At 75.3% G+C, this 13118-nt stretch carries 10 protein-coding genes; 4 read left to right on the forward strand and 6 right to left on the reverse strand.

The window, feature by feature from the left end; translation table 11 throughout:
* Positions 1-15: 15 nt before the first annotated feature.
* The 3 genes from FHU37_RS22825 to FHU37_RS22835 all read right to left on the reverse strand — a co-directional run bounded on the left by FHU37_RS22825 (position 16) and on the right by FHU37_RS22835 (position 4224).
* The gene (locus FHU37_RS22825) at positions 16-423 is read right to left on the reverse strand and encodes a YciI family protein (protein WP_179816563.1); all 408 of its coding nucleotides are present in this window, start codon (positions 421-423) and stop codon (positions 16-18) included.
* A 155-nt stretch (positions 424-578) separates the two neighbouring features.
* Positions 579-1481, reverse strand: coding sequence for a sigma-70 family RNA polymerase sigma factor (locus FHU37_RS22830; protein ID WP_179816564.1), 903 nt, complete (start codon positions 1479-1481; stop codon positions 579-581).
* A gap of 421 nt (positions 1482-1902) precedes the next feature.
* Positions 1903-4224 carry a heavy metal translocating P-type ATPase gene (locus FHU37_RS22835; RefSeq protein ID WP_179816565.1) on the reverse strand — a complete coding sequence of 774 codons (2322 nt, stop codon included), beginning with the start codon at positions 4222-4224 and terminating at the stop codon, positions 1903-1905.
* A gap of 358 nt (positions 4225-4582) precedes the next feature.
* Between FHU37_RS22835 and FHU37_RS22840 the strand changes: the two genes are divergently transcribed.
* On the forward strand, positions 4583-5368 hold the full coding sequence (locus FHU37_RS22840; RefSeq protein ID WP_179816566.1) for a DedA family protein: 786 nt from the start codon (positions 4583-4585) through the stop codon (positions 5366-5368).
* 55 nt (positions 5369-5423) lie between these two features.
* Here FHU37_RS22840 and FHU37_RS22845 read toward each other — a convergent pair whose 3' ends face one another.
* Positions 5424-6020: a helix-turn-helix domain-containing protein gene (locus FHU37_RS22845; protein WP_312892808.1), complete on the reverse strand. Its 597-nt coding sequence runs from the start codon at positions 6018-6020 to the stop codon at positions 5424-5426.
* An 80-nt stretch (positions 6021-6100) separates the two neighbouring features.
* Here FHU37_RS22845 and FHU37_RS22850 point away from each other — a divergent pair, with 80 nt between their 5' ends.
* Both FHU37_RS22850 and FHU37_RS22855 read left to right on the forward strand, forming a co-directional pair.
* Entirely contained in the window at positions 6101-7249 is a 1149-nt protein-coding gene (locus FHU37_RS22850) for an NAD(P)/FAD-dependent oxidoreductase (RefSeq protein ID WP_179816568.1), read from the forward strand.
* A 286-nt stretch (positions 7250-7535) separates the two neighbouring features.
* Positions 7536-9134, forward strand: a complete 1599-nt coding sequence (locus tag FHU37_RS22855; RefSeq protein WP_179816569.1) for a glycoside hydrolase family 53 protein — start codon at positions 7536-7538, stop codon at positions 9132-9134.
* A gap of 148 nt (positions 9135-9282) precedes the next feature.
* Here the strand turns inward: FHU37_RS22855 and FHU37_RS22860 are convergent, their stop codons facing one another.
* Positions 9283-10464: a zinc-dependent alcohol dehydrogenase gene (locus FHU37_RS22860; protein WP_179816570.1), complete on the reverse strand. Its 1182-nt coding sequence runs from the start codon at positions 10462-10464 to the stop codon at positions 9283-9285.
* A 172-nt stretch (positions 10465-10636) separates the two neighbouring features.
* On the opposite strand from FHU37_RS22860, the gene FHU37_RS22865 reads away from it, so the two are divergent.
* Positions 10637-11467 carry an SDR family oxidoreductase gene (locus FHU37_RS22865; protein ID WP_179816571.1) on the forward strand — a complete coding sequence of 277 codons (831 nt, stop codon included), beginning with the start codon at positions 10637-10639 and terminating at the stop codon, positions 11465-11467.
* Positions 11468-11770: 303 nt separating this feature from the next.
* Here the strand turns inward: FHU37_RS22865 and FHU37_RS22870 are convergent, their stop codons facing one another.
* Entirely contained in the window at positions 11771-13099 is a 1329-nt protein-coding gene (locus FHU37_RS22870) for a hypothetical protein (protein WP_179816572.1), read from the reverse strand.
* Between the last annotated feature and the right edge of the window lie 19 nt (positions 13100-13118).

Consider the following 13118-nt stretch of genomic DNA (forward strand, 5'->3'; position numbering starts at 1 on the left):
ATGGCGCGGATCCGGTCAGGGAGTGGGCGCCTCCCCGATCGGCTGGACGATCACCGGGTAGTTCGGGGCGCCCTCGGGCTGCGGGCACCGGTAGGCGCGGGCGGCGATCTCGGTGGCCCGCTCGATGTTCTCGCAGTCCACGATCCAGAACCCGGCCAGCACCTCCTTGGACTCGCCGTACGGCCCGTCGGAGATCACCGGGACGCCGTCCTTGGTGGTGGTGACCAGCCGGGCCTGGGCCGGCTCGGCCAGGCCCTCGGCGGTGACCAGTTCCCCGGACTCGGCGAGGTCGTTGTTGATCGCCTCCATGTGGTCGACCATGGCCTTGATGTCCTGCGGGGTCCAGGCGGGCCCGTCCGAGGGCTTGCCGCCCATGGCCTCGTAGTCGGACTGCTTGCCGAAGATCATCAGCATGTACTTCATGGGGTGACTCCCTGTGCGACCGACACCCTCGATGGGTGCCTCTCACCGGGGACGTCGGAGCGGGCCGTTCCTTCTCGACATCCTCCGGCGGGAGTTTTCCGGCGGCAACCGGGTGGGGGGGGCGTTGGGGGCGTGTCGGGGTTGGCGGGCCGGGGTCAGTCGAGGACGGTCAGGTCGAGCCGGCTCAGGCGGTCCGGGTCGGCGAGGATGTCGATCGCGACGATCCGCCCGCCCGCGATCGTGAACGCCATGACGGACATCGGCCGTCCCTGGGCGCTGGCGACGACCCCCGCGGCGCCGTTGACCAGCGCGGGCCGCGCCACCGAGGCGAACTTGGCGTAGGTGAGCGCCTGCCCGGCCACGGCCGCCGCGCCGCGCACCACGGAGGTGGGCCGGAACCCGCCGCTGTCGGACCGCGCGACGACGTCCGGATCGAGGACCGCGACGAGCGCGTCGAAGTCCCCGCCGCGGGCGGCCGCGAGGAAGGCGCCGACGACCTCCCGCTGACGGACGAGGTCCGTGTCGGGCGTCGGGGCCGCTCCCTGCACCCGGCGGCGGGCGCGGCTGGCGAGCTGCCGGGCGGCGGTGGGCGTGCGTCCGACGATGGGGGCGATCTCGTCGAAGGGCACGGCGAACATGTCGTGCAGGACGAACGCGAGCCGTTCGGCGGGCGCCAGGGTCTCCAGCACCACGAGCAGCGCGAGACCCACCGAGTCGGCGAGCAGGACCTCCTGCTCGGGGTCGACGCCGTCGGCGGCGCTGATGATCGGGTCGGGCACGCGGTGCGGGGCGTGGGCGTGCGGATCCGCGTCGTCCAGTGGCTCCTCGCGCCGTGCGGTGCGCGAACGCAGCATGTCCAGGCAGACCCGGCCGACGACGGTGGTCAGCCAGCCGCCGAGGTTGCCGATGTCGCCGGCGTCGGATCGGCTGAGCCTGAGCCAGGCCTCCTGGACGGCGTCCTCGGCCTCGCTGAGGGAGCCCAGCATGCGGTAGGCCACCGCGCGCAGATGGGCCCGGTGCGCCTCGAACCGTTCCGCCAGGTACTCGTGCTCGGCCATGGGTCTCGCTTCCTCGTGTGGGTCTGTCGTACTCCATGACGCACGGGGAGCGGGAGATGTGACCGGCGGGGGTGCGGGCGGGCTGCGCGTTCGCTCCGCCTGGGGCAGGAGGAGCGGGCCGCCGCCTACGCCGCCAGTCATCGCGCCGGCCTGAACCCGGCGCAGCCGACGAAGGTCGAAGTGGGCAGCGCGGACAACATGCAGCTCTACGTCTGCCCCGCCTCTCCCGAGCATCCGCACACCGACCTGGTCCAATGACCTGTCGGGCCGGTCACACGTCCCACCCACAGGACCTCGGCACCGGTCAGCCACGTGCGCGAGGGGCGGGCCGGTTGCCAGGGCACCGGCCCGCCCCCTCGCTGCGCGGGCGGTTGGCGGATGGTCAGTGGAGGATCCGGAGCTCAGCGGATCCGGGAGGGGGTCAGCGGAAGCGGCGCAGTCGGAGGCTGTTGCCGACGACGAAGACGGACGAGAAGGCCATCGCGGCGCCGGCGATCATCGGGTTGAGCAGGCCGGCGGCGGCCAGCGGGAGTGCGGCGACGTTGTAGGCGAAGGCCCAGAACAGGTTGGTGTGGATGGTGCGCAGGGTCCGGCGGGCCAGCCGGATGGCGTCGGCGGCCACGCGCAGGTCGCCGCGCACCAGGGTGAGGTCGCCGGCCTCGATGGCGGCGTCGGTGCCGGTGCCCATGGCCAGGCCGAGGTCGGCCTGGGCGAGGGCGGCGGCGTCGTTGACCCCGTCGCCGACCATGGCCACCGAACGCCCCTCGCGCTGGAGCCGTCGCACCACGTCGACCTTGTCCTCCGGCATCACCTCGGCGATCACGTCGTCGGCGGCGATGCCGACCTCGCGGGCGACGGCCTCCGCGACGGTGCGGTTGTCGCCGGTGAGCAGGATGGGGGTCAGGCCGAGGGCGCGCAGCCGGGTGATGGCCTCGGCGGAGGTGGGCTTGACGGCGTCGGCCACCTCCAGGACGGCGCGGGCCCGGCCGTCCCAGCCGACGGCGATGGCGGTGCGGCCGGCGGCCTCGGCGGCCTTCAGCGCCCGTTCCAGGTCGGCGGGCAGGGGCTGCTCCCACTCGGCCAGCAGGCGTTCCCGGCCGACCAGGACGGCGTGGCCGTCGACGACGCCCTGGACGCCGAGTCCGGGCACGTTGCCGAAGTCCTCCGGGGTGGGCAGGGTGCCGAGGCGCTCGGTGGCTGCGGTGGCCACGGCCTGGGCGATGGGGTGTTCGGAGGCGTGCTCCAGGGCGCCGGCGAGCCGCAGCACCTCGCGCTCGTCCTCGCCGTCGGCGGTGTGCACGGCCAGCAGGGTCATCCGGCCGGTGGTGACGGTGCCGGTCTTGTCCAGCACGATGGTGTCGACCTTGCGGGTGGTCTCCAGGGTCTCCGGGCCCTTGATCAGGATGCCGAGCGCGGCGCCGCGCCCGGTGCCGACCATCAGCGCGGTGGGCGTGGCCAGGCCGAGGGCGCAGGGGCAGGCGATGATGAGGACGGCGACGGCGGCGGTGAAGGCGGCGGCCGGGCCGACGCCGGCTGCCAGCCAGAAGCCGAGGGTGGCGACGGCGAGCGCGATGACGATGGGCACGAAGACGGCGGAGATGCGGTCGGCCAGCCGCTGGGCGGCGGCCTTGCCGTTCTGGGCGTCCTCGACCAGGCGTGCCATGCGGGCGAGCTGGGTGTCGGCGCCGACGCGGGTGGCGCGGACGACGAGGCGTCCGCCGGCGTTGACGGTGGCGCCGGTGACCGGGCTGCCGGGGGCGACCTCGACCGGGACCGACTCGCCGGTGAGCATGGAGGCGTCCACGGCGGAGGTCCCCTCGACGATCTCGCCGTCGGTGGCGATCTTCTCGCCGGGACGGACGACGAACAGGTCGCCGGGGACGAGCGTGTCGACGGGGACGCGCTCCTCACGGCCGTCCGGCCGCAGCACGGTGACGTCCTTGGCGCCGAGTTCCAGCAGGGCCCTCAGGGCGGCGCCGGCGCGGCGCTTGGAGCGGGCCTCGAAGTAGCGTCCGGCGAGGATGAAGGCGGTGACGCCGGCGGCGGCCTCCAGGTAGATGTTGCCGGCGCCGTCGCTGGGGGCGATGGTCAGTTCGAATCCGTGGGTCATCCCGGGCATGCCGGCGTGGCCGAAGAACAGCGCCCACAGCGACCACACGAAGGCCGCCAGCGTCCCGACGGAGACCAGGGTGTCCATGGTGGCGGCGCCGTGCCGCAGGTTGGTCCAGGCCGCGCGGTGGAACGGCCACGCCGCGTAGGTCACCACCGGGCCGGCCAGCGCCAGCGACAGCCACTGCCAGTAGGTGAACTGCCAGGCGGGGACCATCGCCAGGGCGATCACCGGCGCCGCCAACACCACGGCGGTGACCAGCCGCTGCCGTAGCGGGGCGAGTTCGTCCGGTCCGTCGGGCGCGTCCGGTTCGGGCGGTGCGGCCGAACCGGCGAGGGCGCCGGAGCCGTCGGAGCGGGAGCCGTCGGCGGAGGGGGCGCTCGGGCGGGGCGCGGGCCGGGGCGGGGTGGGCAGCGCGGCGGTGTAGCCGGTCTTCTCGACGGTGGCGATCAGGTCGGCCACCGCCACGTCCGGGCCGAAGCTCACCCGGGCCTTCTCGGTGGCGTAGTTGACCGTGGCCTCCACGCCCTCCATCCGGTTCAGCCGCTTCTCGATCCGCGCGGCGCAGGAGGCGCAGGTCATGCCGCCGATCGCCAGCTCCACCTGACCACTCGCGGGTGCCGCAGTACTCATCGCCGCTCCTCGGCTCCTCGGGTTGGCGGGGCCGCCTCGGCCGGTCGCCCGTCGCCCAATCCTTGATACCCGCTCGGGGTATCTCTGTCGTGGAGAATGTATACCCCCCATGGGTATGTAGGCGCAAGGGGGAGCCCGGACCGCCTGGTGGACCGCCTGACGGGGCGCCGGCGTGGAGCCGGAGTCCGGGGCGGAGGTGGTGGAGTCGGGGTCGGCGCCGGGGAGCCCTGCGGGGGATCCCGGGCCGGACTCGGGGGCGAATGGGGTGCTCCCCGGATGGTGGTGGGCGCGGCCGAACGGGCAGCGTTTCCGGCATGACACTCGCCGAATCCGGCACGGCGCGCCTCGGGGCCGCGTGGTGAACGACGTCGTCGGCTCCGTCGTCGAGGCGGTGGGCCAGCTCAGCCCGCACCTGGTGTTATGCGTCGCCGCCCTCTTCATGGCCCTGGAGACCACGGTGCTCGTGGGGGTCTTCGTCCCGGCGGACGCCGTGGTGGTGCTCGCCGGCACGACGGTGGCCGGCCCGGGGAACTACCTCGCGCTGGTCGCCGCGACCGCGGCCGGCTCGCTGCTCGGGGAGGTCGCCGGCTACCGGATCGGCCGCCGGTTCGGGCCCGGGATCCGCCGGAGCCGGCTGGGGCGCCGGCTGAGCGAGGAGCAGTGGCGGCGGGCGGAGGCGTTCTGGGCCGGTCGCGCCTGGACGCTGGTGAGCATCCGCTTCCTCCCGGTGGTGCAGGCGCTGGCGCCGGTCGTCGCGGGCACGGTGCGCATGCCGTTCCGGCGCTTCGTCGGCTGGTCGGCGGCCTCCTCGGTCGTCTGGTCGCTGGTCTACGTCGGCGTGGGCACCACTGCCCGCGCCACCTACCAGGACGGCGGCGGCACGGGCTGGCTGATCATCGTGGTGGCCGTGCTCGCCGGGCCGGCGGTGGCGGCGGTGGCCCGCCTCGTCCGGCGGTACCGGGATGGGCGCGGCGTGGGACGTGGCGTGGGGCGCAGCGAGGGAGGTGGCGTGGGGCGCCGCGAGCGGCGTCGGCGCGGGCGGGCGGGCGGCGGCCCGAGTGGGACGGCGGGCCGGGCGTGGGGGGAGGGTGCCGGGCGCGCCGATCCGGAGGGGGAGGACAGGCCCAGTCGGAGCGTCCGCTAGGCGCCGGCGGCCGGCTGGATCGATCGGCGCGGGCCCGCCGGCCCCCTCGCCGCGGTCACTTCGAGGAGGGGCGGGCGCGGACGTGCATGCGTTCCCCCTGCTCGCCGAAGAGGCTCAGCACCTCCACCGGGTCCGGCCCGGCGCTGCAGAACGCGTGCGGGGTGCGGGTGTCGAACTCGGCCGCCTCGCCCGCGGTCAGCACCAGGTCGTGCTCGCCCAGCACCAGCCGCAGCCGGCCGGCCAGGACGTACAGCCACTCGTAGCCCTCGTGCACCCGCGGCTCCAGCGGCTCGTCGCCGGAGCCGCCGGGGATGACCAGCTTGAAGGCGTGCATTCCGCCGAGGTGGCGGGTCAGCGGCACGAACGTGCGGCCGTGCCGGGTGAACGGCCGCGGATGGACCCGCGGGTCGCCGGTGGGCGGCGCGCCCACCAGCTCGTCCAGCGGCACCCGGTGCGCCCGGGCCAGTGGGAGCAGCAGTTCCAGGGTGGGGCGGCGCTGGCCGGACTCCAGCCGGGAGAGCGTGCTCACCGAGATGCCGGTGGTCTCGGCGAGCTGCGTCAGCGTGGTGCCGCGCTGCCGGCGCAGCGCGCGCAGCCGGGGCCCCACGGCGGTCAGGACGGGGGTCAGGTCGTCGGTCGGGTTGTCGGTCACCCCACCAGTTTGCCACCTCGGCAAGAATGTTTGCCAACAGTGCGGAGGTCGGCGAACCATCTGACTCGGAGGTGGTTCGCATGACGACGGCGAGGACCGCGGCGCGGACGGCACGGCCCGGAGAGCGGGCCCGGACCGCGCGGCCTGGTGGGCAGGCCCGGAGCGGGCGGTACGACGTGGTGGTGGTCGGCGGGGGAGCCGCCGGCCTGAGCGCCGGGCTGACGCTGGCCCGGGCGCGGCGTTCGGTGCTGGTGATCGACTCGGGTGAGCCGCGCAACGCGCCGGCCGAGGGGGTCCACAACTACCTGGGCCTGGACGGCGTGCCGCCGGCGGAGCTGGTGGCCGTGGGGCGGGCCGAGGTGTCCGGGTACGGCGGCGAGGTCGTCGCCGGGCGCGTCGTCTCGGTGGAGCGCCCGGAGGGCGGGGACTTCCGGGTGGTGCTGGAGGACGGCTCCGCCGTCGCGGCCCGGCGGCTGCTGGTGACCACCGGACTGGTCGACGAGCTCCCGGACGTGCCCGGGTTGGCCGAACTGTGGGGGCGCGACGTGCTGCACTGCCCCTACTGCCACGGGTGGGAGGTCCGCGACCAGCCCATCGGCGTCCTGGCCACCGGCCCGCTGGCGGTGCACCAGGCGCTGCTGTGGCGGCAGTGGAGCGAGCGGGTGACGCTCTTCCTGCACGACACCGTGGAGCCCGACGACGAGCAGTACGAGCGGTTGGCCGCCCGCGGGATCGCCGTCGTGGACGGCCGGGTGGCGGGGCTGGAGACGACTTCGGCCGGGGACGCGGCCGGCCGGCTCAGCGGCGTGCGGCTGGCCGGCGGCCGGGTCGTCCCGTGCCGGGCGCTGGTGGTCGCCACGCGCGGCACCGCCCGGGCCGGCCTGCTCGCCGGCCTGGGCGTGGAGACCACCGAGCGGGTGATGGACGGCTGGGTGGTGGGGGACCACGTCGTCGCCGATCCCGCCGGAGCGACCAGCGTCCCCGGCGTGTGGGTGGCCGGCAACGCCGCCGACCTGACCGCCCAGGTCGTGGTGGCGGCGGCCGGCGGGCTGCGGGCCGCGGGGGCGATCAACGCCGATCTGCTGGCCGAGGACGAGCGGCTGGCCCTCGCCGCCCGGCGCGCGCCGGTGGCGGCCGGCCCCTCCCACGGCCCCTCCCACGGCTTCTCGCCCGAGGTGGAGGCCGAGGTCTGCGAGCGGGTGGCCGGCGAGCGCCGTCACGGCATCTGAGCCCGCCTGCCCGCACCGCCGCCGCGGCGGAGGGACGCCACGCCCTGGGTGGGCGTGGCGTCCCGGCCTGGCGTGTGGGCTCCCGGCCGAGTACGGCGCCCCGGCGGCCTCCTGGTCTGTGCACGTTCCCAGGGAAATGGGCTCCCCGGGGTTGTCATGTCCCATCAGGTGCGGTTCTCTTGCTGCAACACGGCCATGCCCAGGTGTGCACGTTCCCAACCGAGGGTCCGTTTCGGGCGGCGAACCGGCTGCTGTGGGCCCCGCATTGTCGAAGAGGACACGACCCATGCGACACGCATCCCCGCACCCCCGGCCGGGCGGTGTCCGCCGCCTGCTCGCCCGCGCGGCGACGGCCCTGCTGGTCGGCGCCGCCGCGCTCGTCGCCCCGCCGAGCACCGCCCACGCGGCCAGCACCCCGGTCAACACCGGCTTTGAGGCCGACGGCACCGGCACCGCCACCCCCAGCGGCTGGAGCACCTACTCCGCCGGCGGCCACGCCGGCGCCTCCTTCACCGAGGCGGGCGGCCGCTCCGGCTCCTACCGGCTCACCCACTGGGCCTCCCGCGCCTACGCCGTCGAGACGTACCAGTACCTGGACGGCCTGACCAACGGCTCCCACACGCTGACCGCCTGGGTGCGGTCCAGCGGCGGGCAGAACGCCGCCTACCTGGCGCTGCGCAACTGCGGCAGCGCCGAGCAGCGCACCGACCTGCCGCCGACCCCCAACGGCGCCTGGGTGCGCCTGGTCACCTCCGTCCGGGTGACCAGCAACCAGTGCACGATCAGCATCGTCTCCGACGCCAACGCGGGGAACTGGATCAACGTCGACGACATCTCCTTCACCCCGGGCGCGACCGGCCTGGCCATCACCGGCGGCGACGTCTCCTCGCTGAAGAAGAGCGAGGACCTCGGCGGCGTCTACCGCTACGCGGGTGGTGCCGCCGGCGACGCGCTCACCATCCTGAACTCCGCCGGCATGAACTACGCCCGGCTGAAGGTGTGGGTCGACCCGGCCGACGGCTACAACAACAAGACGCAGGTCCTCGCCATGGCCAAGCGGATCAAGGCGCTCGGCATGGGCCTGCTGGTGGACTTCCACTACTCCGACCGCTGGGCGGATCCGGGCCAGCAGACCAAGCCCGCCGCCTGGTCCGGATACACGGCCGGGCAGCTGAGCACCGCCGTCTACAACCACACCCACGACGTGCTCAACGCCCTCAAGGCACAGGGCACCACTGCGGACATGGTGCAGGTGGGCAACGAGATCAACGGCGGGATGCTGTGGCCGGAGGGATCCACCGCCAACTGGGGCAACCTGGCCGCCATGCTCACGTCCGGCGCCAACGCGGTGAAGGCGGTGAACCCCTCGACACGGGTCGCCCTGCACCTCGCGGAGGGCGGCGACTACGAGGGGGCGCGGACCTTCTTCGACCAGGCCACCTCCCGGGGCGTGCCCTTCGATGCCATCGGGGTGTCGTACTACGGCTACTGGCACGGCGCGCTGAACGACCTCCAGACCACCCTGGACGGGCTGGCGGCCCGGTACGGCAAGCCGGTCTTCGTGGCCGAGACGGCGTACGCCTTCACCCTCGCCAACGACGACTCGCTGGGGAACATCGTCGGCACCTCCGACCAGCTGGTCCCCGGCTACCCGGCGACCCAGGCCGGGCAGGCCGCCAACCTGCGGGACGTGATGAACGTGGTGGAGGCGGTGCCGAACGGCCGCGGGCTGGGCGTCTTCTACTGGGAGCCGACCTGGACGGCCGTGACCGGCAACGGCTGGGACCCGGCCGATCCCTCCTCCGGGAACGCCTGGGAGAACCAGGCGCTGTTCGGCTACAACGACCGCGCGACCGCCGCGATGGCCTGGTTCGACCACCGGTAGCCGGCGGGCCTCCCGCCGCGTGACGGGGCCGAGCGGACGGCGAGCCCTCCCGCCGTCCGCTCCGCCCCCGCCGTCCGCTGCGCCCCCGCCGTCCGCTGCGCCGTCCGCCCCGCCGCCGGCGCCGACGACCGGGCGCGCGGGCCGCCGGTCACCCGCCGGAGCCGGCCATGAGGGCCGGATCGGAGACCAGGAGCACCTTCATCGCCGCGTAGCCGCCGGCTACCGGGGCCGCGCCCGCGTCCCTGCCCCCGCCCGCTTTCGCGTCGGCGTCCCCGCCCCGGCCGGCCGGCGGGAGGGGCGCACCGAGCAGGGCGAAGGCATCGGGGTAGCGCTCCAGCGGCAGCGCGTGTGTCACCAGGGACTCCAGCGGAAGGCCCGGGGCGAGGTCGAGCGCCGCCTCGAACAGGTGCGGCGGGTACGGGCCGGCGCCCACCACCCGAACTCCCCGGGTGACCAGGGGCCGCAGCGCGATCCGGGCGGTGGCCGGCTCCCGCTCGCCCATCACGACCACCGTGCCGCCGGTGGCCACCACGCTCATCGCCTCCCCGAGCAGCAGCCCCGTGGTGTCGACGATCACGTCCGGCGCCGCGCGCCGCAGCTCCGGCACGGCCGCCAGCCCGTCCGCACCCACCGCGAGCACCCCCACCGCGGACGGCAGCAGCTCCCGGGCGAGCGCCAGCCGGCCGGCGTCCCGCTCGGCCACGCTGACCCGCGCCCCGCGCACCGCCAGCACCATCGCGCACAGCGAGCCGATCGGCCCCGCCCCGACCACCAGCACCCGGTCGTCCCAGCGCGGCGCCGCGGCGGTCAGGTTGTTCAGCACGCAGGCCAGCGGCTCCACCAGGGCCGCCCGCCGGTAGGACACCCCGGCGGGCAGCGGATGCGCGAAGCGTTCCGGGACGACGACGTACCCGGCCATCGTGCCGTCGCGGTCCACCCCGACCTCCCGGCCCTCCTTGGCCACGCAGTGCGCCGCCAGGTTCCGGCGGCACGGCCGGCACCGCCCGCAGAAGTACGTCGGGTTCACGACCACCCGCTCGCCCCGCCGCACCGAGCTCACGGCGGCGCCGGTGGCGGCGACCTCGCCCGCCGCCTCGTGGCCGAGGACCACCCCGGGCAGGGCGGGGAACTCCCCGAGCACGATGCCGCGGTCCGTGCCGCAGACGCCGGTGGCGGCGACCCGCACCAGCACGTCGTCCGGTCCCAGCGGCCGGGGAACGGGCCGGACGACCAGCTCCGGCGCGGCCCCGCCGAGCGTGGCGGCCGAGCCGGTCCCGGCCCGGGTCCCGGAGCCGATCACCAGGGCGGGCATGCCGATCCGGTCGTCCATGGGCGCACTCTCCTTCTCAGGTTGGCGGGCCTTCTCACGTCGGCGGGCCCTGTCACGCGGTGACGGGCCTTCTCCCGCGGTGGCGGGTATCCGGCCTTACCGGGCCGGCCACCCGAGGGGATAGTTGGGGGTGGGTCACGGTGGGTCGCGGTGGAGCAGGGAGGGCCCGCGGATGAGGGTGCTGTTACTGGGGGCCTCCGGCTACGTCGGCGGCGGGCTGTACCGCGACCTGTCCGCCCGGCACGACGTGGTGGGGACGCGCGCCGCCCGGTGCGTGCCCGGGCTGGTGCGGCTGGACCTGCGCGACGAGTGGGGACTGCGCGAACTGGCCGGCCAGGGCTTCGACCTGGTGGTGCACGCGGCCGGCCTGGTCGACCTCGCCGCGGCGGAGGCCGATCCCGCCCTGGCCCAGGCGCTGAACGTGCGCTCCGTCGAGGTGCTGCTGTCGGCCGTGCGCGGCACCGGCACCAAACTGCTGCTGCTCTCCAGCGACAACGTCTTCGACGGCACCCGGGAGTTCTACGTCGAGCCGGACCTGCGCGCGCCGCTGAACGTCTACGGGCGGACCAAGTGCGCCGCCGAGGACGTCCTGCTGGAGGCGGCCGGGGAGCACCTGGTGGTGCGGATCCCGCTGGTGTACGGCCGCAGCCCGTTCTCCGACCGGTTCATGGCCCGCTTCGCCGCGCCCACCACCCCGGCACAGGTCGACGTGGTGTGCGCGCCGGTGTACCTGCCGAGCCTGGCACCGGCGCTGGAACGGCTGTGGGACGCCAGCGGCGTGCTGCACTACGGCGGCGCCGAGGTGGTCACCCGGTTCGCCCTGATGTCCCGGATCCGGGACGCGCTGCGGCTGCCCACCCGGGTGATCCCGGCACGCGCGGCCGACGCGCCCGCCACTCCCCGCCGCCCGGCGCGGTTGGTGCTGCGCAGTCTCCACCACGGCCTCCTCGGCCCTGATCTTGAAACCGCCCTGGCCGACATGCGGCGGGGCGAACGGCACTGACCCGATGGGAGCGTCGGCCGGGAGCGGTGCACGGGACGGGCGCCGGAGCAACCGCTGTGACCGGGGCTGACGCCGAGTTGTCCACAGGCGGCGAATGGGGACTGCCGCCCGCACCGTTCCATCTGGGAGTGTGGAATCAGGGGGGCCCACCGAGGTCCTCGGGTCACGCCTGCCCTGGGGCCGGTGTGATCCCTGGGGCCTGGTGTGAGTCCTGGGCCTGGTGCGAAGGGTGAGGCCCGTGGTGCCCGGGACGCTGGCGGGGGCGGGGCGCGTGTCTGGGCGCGTGGGCGCCTGGTGGGCGGCTCACCGGGGCGGCGGGCCGCCGGTGACCAGGGCGAGGTGCCGGTCGGCGTCCGGTTCGGCGCGGCCGGTCAACTGCCCCACCAGGTCGTTGATCAGCAGCGTCCCCAGCAGGTAGTGGCCGAGCGCCAGTTCCTCCGGTGGCGAGTCCCGCCCGTCCACGTTCGGCTTCGGCTTGCGGTCGGACAGCCGGCAGGGCGCCTCCGCCAGCACGTGCAGGTCGTGGGTGAGCAGCAGCCGGTCCCGCCAGCGCGGGTCGTCCGCGAAGAGGGCGCCGGGCAGCTCGCCGGCCTGGAGGTGCGGCAGGAAGCGGTGGGCCGCCGCCCGGTAGCCCGGGTAGACGGGGTGCCGGAAGCGGACCGTGTACTCGGCGCGCCGCCCGGAGCCGCCGCCCGCCGAGCGGTGCGCCTCGATGCCGAGGCGCAGCATGGGGTCCCACACGGTGAGGCTGAACAGGGTCTTGGCGAGGTCGTAGACGGGATCCCACGGCTCGGTCGAGCCGCGCGGGTCGATGATCCGGAAGTCGCCGGGGGCGTCGCCGGCCGTCGCCGTGAGGACGTTGCGGATGTTGGCGTCGCCGTGGGCGGGGAAGCCGAGGCGGGTGGGCCCGAGGCGGTCCAGCAGGTCGCCCTCGGTGTTCAGCAGGTGGCGCAGCAGCGGGCCGGGGGCCCGGCAGGGGACGCCGTTGACCACGAGTTCCTCCGCGTGCCCGACCTCCGGCAGGCTGGCCTGGAGTACCGGCAGGCGGCGCAGGAACCGGCCGATGTGCACGTCGGCCAGGTGCCGTCCGGGCGCGGCGAGCCGCCCGCCGTCCCCGCCGTAGCCGTGCAGGAAGAGGTCGGTGGCCACGGCGTCGTGCCGGGCGAGGAAGGCTTCGGTGTCGCCGGGGCCCTGCCGCAGGCAGGCGGCGAGGTCCTGGGAGGGGTAGTGGGGCGTGGTGTAGGCGGCCCAGCCGGCCCCCTCCGCGCTGTGCAGCACGGGCAGGTAGCGGGCGCCGAGGCGGGGCGCCCGGTGCCGGATGTGCTGGAGCTGCCGGAGCTTGCCGCGGAAGGAGTCCAGGTCGTGGCCGTCGACGGCGCCGGGCCGGGCGGCCAGCACCTTGACCACGACCTCCGTGCCGTCGGCGGCGCGTGCCCGGTGCACCCGGGCGGGGGAGCCGCCGTCCAGGATCTCCGTGCCGATCTCCAGGCCGAGGTGGGCGGCGGCGGCCGTCAGGGCGTCGCGTTCGGCGGCGTCGTGGGTGCCGAGGACGGCGTCCGGCGGCTGCGGGGCGGCGTGGGCGTCGGCGGTGGTGTGGGGTTCGGCGGTGTGGGCGTCGGCCGGGGTGTCCATCGGTCGGGGCTCCTCCTCG

The sequence above is a fragment of the Allostreptomyces psammosilenae genome (assembly GCF_013407765.1).
Taxonomy (GTDB): domain Bacteria; phylum Actinomycetota; class Actinomycetes; order Streptomycetales; family Streptomycetaceae; genus Allostreptomyces; species Allostreptomyces psammosilenae.

Bases quoted from the DNA above. Each gene is read 5' to 3' on its own strand.
- FHU37_RS22825 (WP_179816563.1), bottom strand. From the start codon at position 423: ATGAAGTACATGCTGATGATCTTCGGCAAGCAGTCCGACTACGAGGCC.
- FHU37_RS22830 (WP_179816564.1), bottom strand. From the start codon at position 1,481: ATGGCCGAGCACGAGTACCTGGCGGAACGGTTCGAGGCGCACCGGGCC.
- FHU37_RS22835 (WP_179816565.1), bottom strand. From the start codon at position 4,224: ATGAGTACTGCGGCACCCGCGAGTGGTCAGGTGGAGCTGGCGATCGGC.
- FHU37_RS22850 (WP_179816568.1), top strand. From the start codon at position 6,101: ATGACGACGGCGAGGACCGCGGCGCGGACGGCACGGCCCGGAGAGCGG.
- FHU37_RS22855 (WP_179816569.1), top strand. From the start codon at position 7,536: ATGCGACACGCATCCCCGCACCCCCGGCCGGGCGGTGTCCGCCGCCTG.
- FHU37_RS22860 (WP_179816570.1), bottom strand. From the start codon at position 10,464: ATGGACGACCGGATCGGCATGCCCGCCCTGGTGATCGGCTCCGGGACC.
- FHU37_RS22865 (WP_179816571.1), top strand. From the start codon at position 10,637: ATGAGGGTGCTGTTACTGGGGGCCTCCGGCTACGTCGGCGGCGGGCTG.
- FHU37_RS22870 (WP_179816572.1), bottom strand. From the start codon at position 13,099: ATGGACACCCCGGCCGACGCCCACACCGCCGAACCCCACACCACCGCC.